Consider the following 12,231-nt stretch of genomic DNA (forward strand, 5'->3'; position numbering starts at 1 on the left):
AGAATTCATGAGGCAATAATAATTCCCAATAAAAGGACTCCTCCATAAATTGATTGATTTTTGAAGTGCTTCCCAATGTTCTTTATTGATTGCTTTTCCTCTGGAAATACTTTCAGTATATCCCTCTGCATTAAAATTGACGTTGTAAGCCAAATTGGCCAAAAAATAAAATCCATTTGATTAATTAATCCGCATAATGCGAGAAAACTGGAAGTTAAAAAATAACAAATTTGAATAGTTATTCTTGTACTTTCCTGGAGATTAATAGCGGAACTATTTATTCCAATTTTGATATCATATTTTTTATCTGCTAAAGCATAAATCGTGTCAAAGCCAAAAGTCCAAAAAATGGTAGCTAGCCAGCAAAATAATAAAACAATACTATTTAGATTGCCTTCATTTGCGGCCCAGGGAATTAAAACAGCAAAACCCCAACATATTGATAAGATTAATTGAGGATATTTAAACCATCTTTTAGCAGAAGGATAAATTAAAATAATGGGTAAAGCTAAAAAAGCAAGTGAAATGGAAAGAGTTCTTCCAGGTTGAGGAAGTGACAAAGTTAAAAAGAAGCTACATAAAATTAAAAAGAAAAGAATTGAATAAGCTGTTTTTAGACCGATTTTATTTGCAGCTAGAGGTCTATTTTTTGTCCTAAAAACTCTTTGATCAATTTTTTTGTCCCAAATATCATTAATCACGCAGCCTAATCCACTTACTAGTACTCCTCCCACGATTATTCTTAGCAACATTAAAAGTGTTGGATTAGCATCTGGGGTTAAATATAAGCTCCATCCAGCAGGAATAAGTAAGATCATTCTTCCAGTAGGCTTATTCCACCTTAATAATTCAAAAAAAGTACTTAATTTAATTTGTCGATTTTTATTTTGCATATAACCTATTGTATATTTCATAACTTAAATAATCTTACTAGGATTAAATGATTTCTATTATTTAATAATCAATCTTGGGTATATTTATTAATGGATTAAAGATATCTGCATCCTATAAAAAATGATACAGAAACAAGATTTAAGATATTTTCAAGAAAAGCAAATTTTAGTAGCTTCCATTGATATTGGAACTAACTCTACACATCTCTTAGTAGCAGAAATTAATCTAGAATTAAAATCATTTTCAATAAAATTCACTGATAAATCAACCACTCGTCTTGGAGAAAGAGATGAGGAGGGTAATCTTACTGAAGAATCAATCCAAAGAGCATTAGTTACTCTTAAGCGATTTAGGGAATATTGTGAAAGTAATGGAGTAAAACAAATAGTAACAGCAGCAACAAGTGCAGTTAGGGAATCTCCAAACGGTCAAGATTTTATTAGAAGAGTTCTTGATGAAACTGATATTCAAATAGAAATGATAAGTGGTTCTGAGGAAGCCAGATTAATTTACCTTGGTGTTCTTTCTGGAATGTCTTTTGAAGATCAGTCTTTTGTAATCATAGATATTGGAGGAGGATCTACAGAATTAATACTTGCAGATAAAAAAGACGCTATAGCTCTTACCAGTTCGAGGATTGGTGCGGTAAGACTTAAAAATGATTTTTTAAATAAAGAGTCTATATCTTCAGAAAGATCGAGTTTTCTAACAACTTTTATTAAAGGATCCTTAGAACCATCTGTTCGAAAAATAAAGAGTAGATCTAAGGGAGATAAGCCTTTATCCATGATTGCAACCAGTGGCACTGCAACCTCATTAGGAAATTTGATTTCAGATGATTTGGGAGAATCTAAGCAAAAGTTGCATGGTTATAAATTTAAAAGGGAAAATTTACAAAATGTATTGGAAAAACTAATTAAATTGCCAGTTTCGGAAATCAAGAAAATACCTTCATTAAGTGAGAGAAGAGCAGAAATAATTATTCCAGGAGCATTGATACTAAATAGCGCAATGGAGATGTTGAACTTTAATGAATTAATAATAAGTGAGAGGGCACTTCGAGAGGGTTTGGTTGTAGATTGGATGCTTCGTAAAGGGATAATTAAAAACGAGTTAAATATTCAAAGCAATATTAGAAAAACAACTATAGTTCATCAGGCCAGAAAGTTTGGAGTAGATAATACAAGAGTTGAGAAAGTTGTTGATATTGCCTTTCAAATCTATGATCAGACTAAAAATATCTTTCATAGCGATAATGACCCTAAAGCTAAAGAACTTCTTTGGGCAGCTTCTAATCTTTACAATTGTGGGAAATACGTGAATGTTGGTTCATATCACAAACACTCTTGGTATTTAATAAAAAATTGTGAGTTGTTGGGATATTCTGAAGCAGAAACAAATATTATTGCTTCAATTGCTAGATACCACAGAAAGACTCTACCCAAGAAAAGACATGAGTCTTGGCAAAATTTAATATCCAAAGAAGATAAAACATTAGTTCTTGAAATGTCATTAATCCTGAGACTAGCATCATCTCTTGATCAAAGACCTGACAAGGTGATCTCCTCTGTTCAAATAAAATTGCAGCAAAATATTCTTACATTTGAACTTCTACCTTTAAATAGAAACCAGGATCTTCTTCTTGAAAAATGGAACTTAGGATTATGCCGTAATGCAATAAAAGAACTAAAGAATTTGGATTTAAAAATTATTTAGTTTTTTTAATAAGTTCTTGTTTTGGAGTTTGATTTTGAGAAGAGTCTGAAAATAAATTGAAAATTAAAGACGAGGCGATTAGTCCGAGAAAGCCTGAAATTAAAATAAATATTAGGAACCCTACTGGATTAAGATTATTAGATTGCCTAGATTTGTAATTTTTTTTTGAGACTTCTTCAACTATTTCTTCAATTTTCACTTCTTTCCTCTCCGTCTTGAATTCATTCATTATAAATTCTGTATCAAGTTTGAGCTTCTGTGAAATTCGTCTAATCATTGCTTTGACAAATACTTTTTCAGGTAGCTTTTCTTCATTACCTTCTTCTATGGCTCCAAGTTGATGAGATCCGATTTTTAAATCAGAAGCTAATTCTTCAATAGATTGATTTCTACTTAACCTAGCCTCTTTAATAAAATTTCCAATTCTCTTTAAAGAAGAGTTTTCTCCTTTATTGTTGTTTCCCGCAACAGATTCTATTTCTTTCAAAGCAAATTAATTTTTACTAATTATAGTAATTAATATTTTTCTATCAACTTTTAAAACTATTTATTCCTAAAGAGATGCTTATAAGATGGATTATAAAGATTAGATCTTTTTTTAGAATTACTAATTGCTGGGCTAATTATGTAAATGGTTGTTCTAATTAGTTTTTTCTCAATAGAAAATTTTTCCATATCTTTTAATTCTATTAATGATGTCCAACCATCATCCCAAGATACTCTAAATCCAACAATCACTTTAGTCTCTGGAGGGTAAAACTCTAGTAAAGTTTCTTGAGACCTTTTCACATGCCTAGCACTTAGATATAGACATATAGAGGAATTGTGTTTCGCAAGATCTGTCAGAGATTCTTTTTCGGGCATCCCTGTTCGCCCTCCTGCCCTAGTTAATATTATTGTTTGCGTTACGTCAGGGATGGTTAACTCAGCTTCATGATATGCTGCAGCAACTTGAAAAGCACTTACTCCAGGAACAACCTCGATTTCAATTTTTTCGTTTTTTAAAATGTCGATTTGCTCTCTAATTGCTCCAAAAAGGCAAGGGTCTCCATCATGCAACCTAACAACAGTTTTCCCTGCCTTAAATTTTTCTATCATAATTGAGGTGATTTGCTCTAGGTTAAGTGAACTCGTTTTTATTTTTTCAGAACCTTCTTTAGCAGAATCTAAAATTTTTTCAGGAATTAGAGAATCAGTCCAAATAATGACATCTGCAATTTTTATCTTTTTTAGTGCTTTTAAAGTTAATAATTCTGGATCGCCTGGACCAGCACCAATAAAGGATATTTTGTTATCCATTCTTTCTATTTTTCCCACTATATGTTCTCAATCTTAAAAAAAATATTCCAATTAATCCAGAAGAAAATAGAAAAATACTTATAAATTGAGCCATTCTTATACCGCCATCACAGAAAGGTGGAAGTCCACCAATGCATAGTGGGTCAGTTCTTAAACCTTCAATCCAGAATCTTCCAAAGCTATAACTTATTAAATAAAGACAGCTAATAAAGCCAGGCCTGAAAAAATCTGTTTTATTTTGTTTATTAAAGGTAATAATAAGGAGGATGAAAATTAAAAAATTCCACAATGACTCATAGAGAAATGTAGGATGAAAAAATTCATAATTAATAAATTCTAAAGGCCTATTTTGGATAGGTATAAATAATTTCCAAGGCAAATTTGTAGGAACTCCAAAGGCTTCATTATTGAAAAAATTTCCCCACCTTCCTATTGATTGTCCAAGAATAATCGAGGGTATTAATATATCTATAAAAGTTTTTAAATTAATTTTTTTTGACTTACAGAAATAGATAATAGATATTAATCCTCCAATTAGACCTCCATGTATTGCTATGCCTCCTTCCCAAACTGCAAGAAAAGAAGGTATTTGAATGATGTTATTGAATAGTTCAAAAGAAGTAAAAAAGTTCTCTCCGCTATATTGCCTCCACTCAAAAATTACGTAATAAGCTCTAGCTCCAATTATTGAAGAGATTATTAATGATGGAAGTATTTCACTAATGTACTCTGGGTTAATATTTCTTGCCTTTGCTAGTTTTTTAGAGACAAATAGGCCTATTAAAACTGAAACCGAAATAAGAAGTCCGTACCATCTAATAGTTATAAATCCTAAATTTAAAAAAGTTTCTCCTGGAGATTGTATAAAAGCTTGAAGTATAAGCATTTAGAGAAAGTTAGATACCCTCTGCTGCTTGCACTTTTTCTACTTGTTTTTTCTTTAATACTAAAAGTATTTGTGTTAGGCCTACACCAATGAAGAATGCAATCAATCCAATAACTCTATAAGGGCTCTGAAGTACAACCTCAGCATCTAATTGCCCAAAGCCACCAACGTTGGGATCATTAGTAAGAGGGTCGCCTACATTAATTTTGTCTTGAGCTTTTACGATAAGTTGAGGACCAACAGGCACTGCTTCAGTAGTTATTTCACCATTATCGTTTTCTATATTGACTTGATAGCTCCCATCTTCAATTGTTTCTATTGAATTTATAGTTCCTGCGGTGGAAGAAGTAAATACTACATTATTGCTCTTGTCTCCAGTTGGATATACCTGACCTCTACCTCTATTGCCTCCAATGTGTAACGAGTATTTCCCATAGTGATATTCTTTATTAGTGGATGGGTCAGGGGAAAGTACAGGGAAAACGATTTCTTTATTGGTATCCCCAGGTAAAGGTCCCACAATAATGATATTATCTTTCTCTTCACTGTAGTTAGTGAAATAAACCCCTTCTGTCTCCTCTTTTATTTCTTCGGTCCATCTTTCTTGAGGAGCAAGTTTAAAGCCATCAGGCAGCATTACAACAGCACCAACTTGTAATGGGACTTCTGAACCATCAGCCCCTATCTCTTTTAAATCATTTTTGTAAGGTATTTTGACTACAGCTTTGAAAACACTGTCTGCTCCAACAGATTGTGGAACCTCTGCAATTGTAGGCATCTGAGCTAGATGACAATTTGCACAGACTATCTTACCTGTGGCTTCTCTTGGGGATTCGTAGTTTTGCTGAGCCCAAAATGGATAAGCAAAACTCATCTCTGGATAAAATACAATGCTTGCAATGAAAAGCAGAGTACAGATAAATAAACTTGTTTTTTTCATGATTTGATTTTTAAGACCTTTCATTTTTTTTATGCCCACCATGGATTTTCATTAGTTCTAAAGTCAGTTTCTGACCATTGTTTGACGAGCACAGCATCATCTTCAATATCAACATGAGCTAGAGCTAAAGATAAAGGCGCAGGCCCTCTTACTACCTTCCCGTTAGTATCGTACTGGCTGCCATGACAAGGACATATAAATTTATTGGCACCACTATCCCATGGAACAACACAACCTAAATGAGTACAAATTGCATTTAAACCAAATTCTCCTATTTCCCCACCGTCATTAACTATTAAATAAGTTGGATCTCCCTTTAGACCCTGAACTAGACTTCTGTCTCCTGCTTGATGGGTAGCTAACCAACCTGTCTTAGTTATTGGATTCCCTAATTCATCTTTAGCAGAAGTTCCACCTCCACCACCGCCTGCTCTTAAAGGCATGAAATAATTCGCTACAGGGTAAAGGGCTCCTAAAGCCACACCAGTTGCAGTACCAAATGTAAGAAGATTCATAAATTGCCTTCGACCCATAGAAGGGACATCATTGGAACTTAATTGAGTCATTCGCTACTTGGTTCTGTTATTTATTAGTTATTATGAATCAGATTGTTCAATTTCTGTTGCAAATAGATAGGACTTTTAATAATTTAAAGTAAAAGTTTAGGAAGTCTTAATTAATTGATTTAAATGAACCCGTTGCTAGTAGATGAAGTCATACATTATTTGATTCATCGCTGGGGGAAAAAATATGATTTTAGACTCTTTAGGAGAGGAAAATTCGTTTATTTTCAAATGATGTGGGGATTTCTTGGACAGGAATCTTTCCCTTTAAGTGAAGATGAATATAAAAAATCGATAGCTGATAAAATCGAGATTTTAAATAGATGTGGATATTCAGAAGAAGTAAGGGAATGGCTAAAGAAAGTCAATGCTAAGCCAAGGTTAGGTAGAGCTGTCAGCTTGCAATTAGATCTTAATGAGAAGATGAAAGAGTTTTTGACTTAAGATTTTCTGATAAGTAAGTTAATCCAGTACCCACAAAAAATAAAAACACAATCGATATAGATAGCAATGACATCGTTAATGGATCTGTTGAAGGGGTAATCACTGCAGATAATATTGCGGAGGAAATTACAACTATCTTCCAATTCGAAATCATTTTTTCTGTTGTGATTATTCCAAGAGAACCAAGAATAAATTGTAATACTGGCAATTGAAAAGCTATTGCAGTGCTGGACATTAATAGGAGAACAAAATCAAAATATCTTTCTATGGACCAAGTTGGTTCAACAATATCAGCACCGAAACTAATGAAGAAATTTATTGCTGCAGGGACTAATATCCACCATGAAAAAATTAATCCTAAAAAAAATAGAAGACCTGAACCAAAAACTGCAGGCAAGATAAGGCTTTTTTCTTGTTTTGTTAAACCAGGAGAAATGAATAATATTATTTGATAAAAAATATAAGGCATAGAAACTATTAATCCGCTGTATCCTGCTACTTTAATAGCGACAAATAAAAACTCTCCTGGAGCAAGTTGTAGTAAATGAATATCACCTGCTGGAATTTCTAAAAAAGATATTAATGGCTTTATGATGAGAAAACTAAAGAATATTGAAATTAGTATTGAGTAAATTGAGTTTAGTATCCTTTGACGAAGCTCCTCTAAATGATCACTAAAAGTCATCGAATCTGATGATTTTTTTTCACTTTGACCTGTTCCTCTCATTATTATTTGATAAAAATTGTGTAAGAAAAAGGTTTAAAACTACTATTGTCAAAGTCCAATTTATTTTTCGATAAACTTAATTATTTGCTTAATTTAGGATTTGTTGGATCTGGTAATAAGAAAGGAGGAGCATCATTTAAGGATGATTCACCATAAGTTTCATATTCTCTGTATCCACCCATTTTCCCATTTGTTTTCATTAAAGCACTTACGAAGGCAAGTAGTAAGAAAACAGTAGGAGCTCCAATTATTAATGCAGCACCAAATAGATATCCAACAATAAATTCTGGAAAACTATGATTTCCTAAAAATTCATGAGTGCCTAAAAGAAAATCAAACATTTAGATTTAAAAATTTTTTATATTATAAACTAAATTACTGTTTTAAAATTTTTTTTAATGTAATCTTCTCCTCTTGTAGGATTTCCCCAAATAATTTCTCCATTTTTAAAGGAAACGCAACCCGGTCCTCCGTTTTTGATTTTTTGCAAATCTTTAATTTTTACTAAATTAATTGGAACTTTAATGTTTCTTTTTGCCTTACTAAATAAAGCAGCTAAATCTGCAGCTATTTGAAGATCTTGTTCAGATGCTACTTGAGATGAAGACTTCAAAACTACATGACTGCCTGGTGATTCCTGTGCATGAAACCATAAATCGCCTTTTTTTGAGAACTTAAAGCTTATTAAGTCATTTTGCCTCATATTTCGCCCTACCTGAAGCTTTAATCCTGTGGGAGTGTCAACTTGAATTGGTGAAGACTCTATCTCATATGTACTTTTCTGATCTTCTCTTTGCTTCTTGATATTGATATTAAACTCGTTACAAATTTCTTCCATAATTTCTTCAAGCAGTTTGATTCTCATAAAAAGTCTTTCATGATTTAAAGAATTTAAATTTTCTAGAAGCGTAGTGAATTCGTCTAATCTCTCTATATTTGTTTTGTAAATATTTAGTCTTTCTTTAATTAATTCTCTAGATCTCTTTAGTTTTTTTGATTTTTTATATAGTTTTTGTCCCTTTATAATGTCTTGTTTTTTAATTTCATGTGAAGAGAATATATTATCAGCTTTTTCTTTATATATCTCGTAGTTTTCTGATTTTGTAAGAAGATCATATTGAATATTTAAATTCTTTTTCTCAGTATTAGTCTGTTTAAAAATTATCCCTTCAATTTTTTTTTCCAATAATTCAAGTTTTTTTTGTTTCAGATGATAATCATAATAATTCTCTAAGCTTGTGCATAAATCTATTTTATTTTCGCAATTAATTTCCTTATCGAAAAACCAAACGCAATAAAAATCTTTGTTGAATGTAGAAAAGTTAAAGTTATTATTTTTAAACCGATTTATCCAAATCTTCCAATTTTTAAATATCTCCTTTAAGTCTGAATCGCTAATGAAATCTATATTTTTTCCCATTATTTCCGGATTGTCAGTTTTGCTAACAACCTCTAATTGTTTTGTGAGGATAGGGCTTACTCCTTGGTAGGTATTTATTAAACTGAATTTCAAAGACTCAGGTACTGTTGAAATTGATTCTTTCCATGACTGAAAAGACTCATCTTCTCTAGGTTGTTTTTTAAGATTTACTGGAGGGTTAACATAAATTGATCCTGTTGATATTGTTCTAAAACTAGATTGGTTTGATTTAATTTGTTTACCAACTGCGATGATTTTATGTTTATTATCCAAATAAAAAATATTACTATGCTTTCCCATTAACTCAAAAATTAAATACTTACTAATTTCATCTCCAGGTTTTTTTGCAAAACCAAATTTTATGACTCTTTCGAAATCATCTTGATCAATCGAAATTAAAGCCATATATCTTAATCCGTATCTTATTTGTTTAGAAAGTGTACTTTCTCTTCCAATTTTTTCCGGCTTATTTATTTTTAGAATTCTAGGAGATTCACCATTCCATGAAACTTCCAACCAAGTTTGACAATTAACTCCTCTGAAACATAATTGAATTGTATTAGGCTCTGGTTGTTGGGCAGTCTCAAACTTTGTAGGTAAGATGTTCTTTGTCAAATAATGCAAGACAGATCTAATAGATGTAATATCCATTATCTGTGGAACACCTTTTTGCATTATTCCTTTTTTTATTCACAAGACGTTTATTTTACTGTAAAAAATTTAATATGAAAAATCAAAGAAAACTTATTATCCTCACTGGACCCAGCGGGGTGGGTAAAGGAACAGTTGTTAAAGAAATATTAGGTAAAGAAAAAAATTTTTGGCTTTCAATATCTGCAACTACTAGAGAACCTAGAGAGGGAGAGAAGGACGGAGAAAATTATTATTTCTTAAACCAAGAAAAGTTTAAAGAAATGATTGAACAAAACCTTTTCCTTGAATGGGCTCAATTTGCTGGAAACTACTATGGAACGCCTTTGTCTTCTGTTAATGAGAAAATAAAAAAGGGATTTACCGTACTACTTGAAATTGAAGTAGAGGGTGCAAGGCAAATAAAAAATAAGTTTCCTAATTCACAGTCAATATTTTTACTTCCTCCGGATAAAGAAGAGTTAGAGAGAAGAATAAGAAATAGAGGTACAGAAAAAGAAGAGGCAATTAAAAAAAGACTCTCAAGGGCTAATTATGAGATTTCAGTATCAAATGAATTTGATTTTGCATTAACAAATCACAATGTTGATGAAACAGCAAAAAAAATAATCAAGTTAATAAAAACTTGATTATTTTCTATTTATCAACTCATTGGATGGAATAATAAATCAGGAAAAAACCTATTAAATTCGATAATTATTCCAGCTGTAAGGCTTAGCCAAATTGCTGCCACTACTGGAGCAGATCTAACAAATTTTGTGTTTAGAATTTTGAACATTTGTTTTTATAAAAGTTTTTTTAGATGTTTAGCGAGGACCATTAAGTGTAATATTATTGTCTTTTTCTCTTAAATCCCCATTTCTGCCTTGTTTATTAGCAAGAAGAGGCCATTGTGCACCTTTTATAAGACATTTTCTGGCTAAGTCAAGATCAATAATGATCTCAAGATCTGCTGGATTCTTAGTCTTTTTTGATTCAATTAAATACTCTCTCCCAGACCAGCCTATAATCCCAGCAATGTAAATGAATAATACTCCTGGAATAAGTAAATCTCCCTCATGGCCTCTATTTAAAAGAGCTCCCCATGGCTCAAGTGGAGGTCCAATAATTAAATGTGGAAGACCATCATCTCCGCATGATGCTTTTCCATACCTTTCAAATCTTGCTATATCTTTTTGAGTAGTTGCAGAATTTGCTCTTTCAATGAATTTAGGGTTTTCAGAGCATTTTGTGAGTGCTGTTGCAGTGAATTCTGTGCTAGCTCTGTCTGCGTTTAAGGCAGGGCCATTTGCAGCTAGAGCAGATGTAGTAATTCCAAGGAACAGAAAAACCGAGGTTATGATTGAAAAAAAGAATTTCATAAGTTGCAATCTTTAATTCCTTATAGTGTGTTATGTAAGAAATTAATATTAAAATAGAACAAGTTGAATCAAATATGGGTAAAGTTTTAGCTATTGAAACAAGTTGTGATGAGACCTCTGTCTCAATTGTTTCTAATATTGGCGATACTTTCAAAATACATTCAAATATAATTGCATCTCAAATTGAAGATCATTCAAAATGGGGAGGAGTTGTTCCCGAATTAGCAGCTAGAAAGCATTTAGAATTATTACCTTTTGTTTTAGAAAAGGCTTTAAAAGAATCAAAAATCAGAATTGAGGAAATTGATTATATTGCATCAACTGTAGCTCCTGGATTGGTTGGGTGTCTAAGAGTTGGATCTATAACTGCGAGATCACTTTGTATGTTACATTCAAAGCCATTTTTGGGAATTCATCATTTAGAGGGACATTTATCTTCAATTTTATTTTCAGAAAACTATCCAAAGAAATCTTTTCTTACATTACTTGTTAGCGGCGGACATACTGAATTGATAAAAGTTGATGATAGAAGAGGTATGCATAGACTTGGAAAAAGTTTTGATGATGCAGCTGGAGAAGCCTTTGATAAAGTTGGAAGATTATTAGGTCTTAGTTATCCGGGAGGACCGGCAATTGAAAAGATCGCTAAAAATGGGGATCCCTTCAAATTTAATTTACCAAAATGTAGGATTTCTGATAGAAAAGGTGGGTATCTTAAATATGATTTCTCTTTTAGTGGTCTAAAAACTGCAGTTCTAAGATTAGTCGAAAAAATAAAATTAGGTGGTGAGATCGTCCCAGTTCCTGATGTTGCTGCAAGTTTTGAGAGAGTAGTGGCAGAGGTCTTGGTAGAGAGAACTATAAGATGTGCAGAAGATCATAACTTGGAAGATGTTGTTGTGGTTGGTGGAGTGGCTGCTAATAATACATTAAGAAAAATGATGATTAGGAAAGCAAATGAAAAATCTATTAAAGTTCATTTAGCTCCCCTTAATCTTTGTACAGATAATGCGGCGATGATTGGAGCAGCGGCGTTGTTCAGGATCAAATTTAAGGATTATTCAAGTTCCCTTAAATTAGGTGTCACAGGAAGACTATCAATTGAACAAGCAAATACCCTTTACGAAGAAAATCCTCCTTTCTAACTCCAATGAACAAACAACCTAAATTCGAGATTAAAGAGACAAAAAACTTTGTTGATAAAAAGGAACTGAATTTGTGGAAAAGAGGTTTTACCCCTCAAGCTGAAATATGGAATGGAAGAATGGCAACTGTTGGTATAGGAATAATTTTTATTATTATTGCTTTAATAAGCCAATTTTCTTAATAA

The 12,231-nt window shown here is 32.1% G+C and carries 16 protein-coding genes; 5 read left to right on the forward strand and 11 right to left on the reverse strand.

Going from position 1 to position 12,231, the window contains the following annotated elements; all coding sequences use genetic code 11:
• Positions 1 to 5: 5 nt before the first annotated feature.
• A complete protein-coding gene (locus tag JJ844_06035; GenBank protein ID MBO6975231.1) occupies positions 6 to 893 on the reverse strand; it encodes a 4-hydroxybenzoate polyprenyltransferase in 888 nt (295 codons plus the stop codon).
• A gap of 121 nt (positions 894 to 1,014) precedes the next feature.
• On the opposite strand from JJ844_06035, the gene JJ844_06040 reads away from it, so the two are divergent.
• A complete protein-coding gene (locus JJ844_06040) occupies positions 1,015 to 2,610 on the forward strand; it encodes a Ppx/GppA family phosphatase (GenBank protein ID MBO6975232.1) in 1,596 nt (531 codons plus the stop codon).
• Here the strand turns inward: JJ844_06040 and JJ844_06045 are convergent.
• Genes JJ844_06045 through JJ844_06065 form a run of 5 tightly spaced genes read right to left on the reverse strand, consistent with a single transcriptional unit; the run spans position 2,603 to position 6,301 of the window.
• A complete protein-coding gene (locus JJ844_06045; protein MBO6975233.1) occupies positions 2,603 to 3,097 on the reverse strand; it encodes a helix-turn-helix domain-containing protein in 495 nt (164 codons plus the stop codon). The two genes, JJ844_06040 and JJ844_06045, sit on opposite strands and share 8 nt — an antisense overlap.
• Before the next feature lie 56 nt (positions 3,098 to 3,153).
• Positions 3,154 to 3,909 carry a precorrin-4 C(11)-methyltransferase gene (gene cobM / locus JJ844_06050; GenBank protein ID MBO6975234.1) on the reverse strand — a complete coding sequence of 252 codons (756 nt, stop codon included), beginning with the start codon at positions 3,907 to 3,909 and terminating at the stop codon, positions 3,154 to 3,156.
• The gene (locus tag JJ844_06055; protein ID MBO6975235.1) at positions 3,902 to 4,795 is read right to left on the reverse strand and encodes a prolipoprotein diacylglyceryl transferase; all 894 of its coding nucleotides are present in this window, start codon (positions 4,793 to 4,795) and stop codon (positions 3,902 to 3,904) included. The genes cobM and JJ844_06055 overlap by 8 nt, the downstream gene beginning before the upstream one ends.
• A 10-nt stretch (positions 4,796 to 4,805) precedes the next feature.
• Entirely contained in the window at positions 4,806 to 5,759 is a 954-nt protein-coding gene (locus JJ844_06060; GenBank protein ID MBO6975236.1) for an apocytochrome f, read from the reverse strand.
• A gap of 5 nt (positions 5,760 to 5,764) precedes the next feature.
• Complete coding sequence (locus JJ844_06065; protein ID MBO6975237.1) at positions 5,765 to 6,301, reverse strand: cytochrome b6-f complex iron-sulfur subunit; 537 nt, start codon at positions 6,299 to 6,301, stop codon at positions 5,765 to 5,767.
• Positions 6,302 to 6,424: 123 nt separating this feature from the next.
• On the opposite strand from JJ844_06065, the gene JJ844_06070 reads away from it, so the two are divergent.
• Positions 6,425 to 6,742 carry a DUF3067 family protein gene (locus JJ844_06070; GenBank protein MBO6975238.1) on the forward strand — a complete coding sequence of 106 codons (318 nt, stop codon included), beginning with the start codon at positions 6,425 to 6,427 and terminating at the stop codon, positions 6,740 to 6,742.
• Here the strand turns inward: JJ844_06070 and tatC are convergent.
• The 3 genes from tatC to JJ844_06085 all read right to left on the reverse strand — a co-directional run bounded on the left by tatC (position 6,711) and on the right by JJ844_06085 (position 9,540).
• Positions 6,711 to 7,469, reverse strand: a complete 759-nt coding sequence (tatC, locus tag JJ844_06075; GenBank protein ID MBO6975239.1) for a twin-arginine translocase subunit TatC — start codon at positions 7,467 to 7,469, stop codon at positions 6,711 to 6,713. The genes JJ844_06070 and tatC overlap by 32 nt on opposite strands.
• 80 nt (positions 7,470 to 7,549) lie before the next feature.
• On the reverse strand, positions 7,550 to 7,810 hold the full coding sequence (locus JJ844_06080; protein MBO6975240.1) for a hypothetical protein: 261 nt from the start codon (positions 7,808 to 7,810) through the stop codon (positions 7,550 to 7,552).
• Between the two features lie 29 nt (positions 7,811 to 7,839).
• Positions 7,840 to 9,540, reverse strand: coding sequence for a DUF814 domain-containing protein (locus tag JJ844_06085; GenBank protein MBO6975241.1), 1,701 nt, complete (start codon positions 9,538 to 9,540; stop codon positions 7,840 to 7,842).
• A gap of 74 nt (positions 9,541 to 9,614) precedes the next feature.
• On the opposite strand from JJ844_06085, the gene gmk reads away from it, so the two are divergent.
• Entirely contained in the window at positions 9,615 to 10,169 is a 555-nt protein-coding gene (gmk, locus tag JJ844_06090; protein MBO6975242.1) for a guanylate kinase, read from the forward strand.
• A 14-nt stretch (positions 10,170 to 10,183) separates the two neighbouring features.
• Here the strand turns inward: gmk and psaJ are convergent, their stop codons facing one another.
• The gene (gene psaJ, locus JJ844_06095; protein MBO6975243.1) at positions 10,184 to 10,318 is read right to left on the reverse strand and encodes a photosystem I reaction center subunit IX; all 135 of its coding nucleotides are present in this window, start codon (positions 10,316 to 10,318) and stop codon (positions 10,184 to 10,186) included.
• Between the two features lie 28 nt (positions 10,319 to 10,346).
• Positions 10,347 to 10,901 (reverse strand): Photosystem I reaction center subunit III, encoded by a 555-nt coding sequence (locus JJ844_06100; GenBank protein ID MBO6975244.1) that lies wholly within the window; start codon positions 10,899 to 10,901, stop codon positions 10,347 to 10,349.
• A 74-nt stretch (positions 10,902 to 10,975) separates the two neighbouring features.
• Between JJ844_06100 and tsaD the strand changes: the two genes are divergently transcribed.
• Together tsaD and JJ844_06110 are read left to right on the forward strand one after the other, a co-directional pair.
• Positions 10,976 to 12,046 (forward strand): tRNA (adenosine(37)-N6)-threonylcarbamoyltransferase complex transferase subunit TsaD, encoded by a 1,071-nt coding sequence (gene tsaD / locus JJ844_06105; protein ID MBO6975245.1) that lies wholly within the window; start codon positions 10,976 to 10,978, stop codon positions 12,044 to 12,046.
• 5 nt (positions 12,047 to 12,051) lie between these two features.
• Complete coding sequence (locus tag JJ844_06110) at positions 12,052 to 12,228, forward strand: high light inducible protein (GenBank protein MBO6975246.1); 177 nt, start codon at positions 12,052 to 12,054, stop codon at positions 12,226 to 12,228.
• Positions 12,229 to 12,231: the final 3 nt, after the last annotated feature.

The organism is Prochlorococcus marinus CUG1435 (assembly GCA_017644375.1).
In the GTDB taxonomy this organism is placed as follows: domain Bacteria; phylum Cyanobacteriota; class Cyanobacteriia; order PCC-6307; family Cyanobiaceae; genus Prochlorococcus_A; species Prochlorococcus_A marinus_AH.

Excerpts from the sequence above, each read along its gene's own strand:
- JJ844_06060 (MBO6975236.1), bottom strand. The coding sequence starts at position 5,759 with ATGAAAGGTCTTAAAAATCAAATCATGAAAAAAACAAGTTTATTTATC.
- JJ844_06080 (MBO6975240.1), bottom strand. The coding sequence starts at position 7,810 with ATGTTTGATTTTCTTTTAGGCACTCATGAATTTTTAGGAAATCATAGT.
- cobM (MBO6975234.1), bottom strand. The coding sequence starts at position 3,909 with ATGGATAACAAAATATCCTTTATTGGTGCTGGTCCAGGCGATCCAGAA.
- JJ844_06040 (MBO6975232.1), top strand. The coding sequence starts at position 1,015 with ATGATACAGAAACAAGATTTAAGATATTTTCAAGAAAAGCAAATTTTA.
- JJ844_06055 (MBO6975235.1), bottom strand. The coding sequence starts at position 4,795 with ATGCTTATACTTCAAGCTTTTATACAATCTCCAGGAGAAACTTTTTTA.
- JJ844_06085 (MBO6975241.1), bottom strand. The coding sequence starts at position 9,540 with ATGGATATTACATCTATTAGATCTGTCTTGCATTATTTGACAAAGAAC.
- psaJ (MBO6975243.1), bottom strand. The coding sequence starts at position 10,318 with ATGTTCAAAATTCTAAACACAAAATTTGTTAGATCTGCTCCAGTAGTG.
- JJ844_06035 (MBO6975231.1), bottom strand. The coding sequence starts at position 893 with ATGCAAAATAAAAATCGACAAATTAAATTAAGTACTTTTTTTGAATTA.
- gmk (MBO6975242.1), top strand. The coding sequence starts at position 9,615 with ATGAAAAATCAAAGAAAACTTATTATCCTCACTGGACCCAGCGGGGTG.
- JJ844_06100 (MBO6975244.1), bottom strand. The coding sequence starts at position 10,901 with ATGAAATTCTTTTTTTCAATCATAACCTCGGTTTTTCTGTTCCTTGGA.
- JJ844_06065 (MBO6975237.1), bottom strand. The coding sequence starts at position 6,301 with ATGACTCAATTAAGTTCCAATGATGTCCCTTCTATGGGTCGAAGGCAA.
- JJ844_06070 (MBO6975238.1), top strand. The coding sequence starts at position 6,425 with ATGAACCCGTTGCTAGTAGATGAAGTCATACATTATTTGATTCATCGC.
- tsaD (MBO6975245.1), top strand. The coding sequence starts at position 10,976 with ATGGGTAAAGTTTTAGCTATTGAAACAAGTTGTGATGAGACCTCTGTC.
- JJ844_06110 (MBO6975246.1), top strand. The coding sequence starts at position 12,052 with ATGAACAAACAACCTAAATTCGAGATTAAAGAGACAAAAAACTTTGTT.
- tatC (MBO6975239.1), bottom strand. The coding sequence starts at position 7,469 with ATGAGAGGAACAGGTCAAAGTGAAAAAAAATCATCAGATTCGATGACT.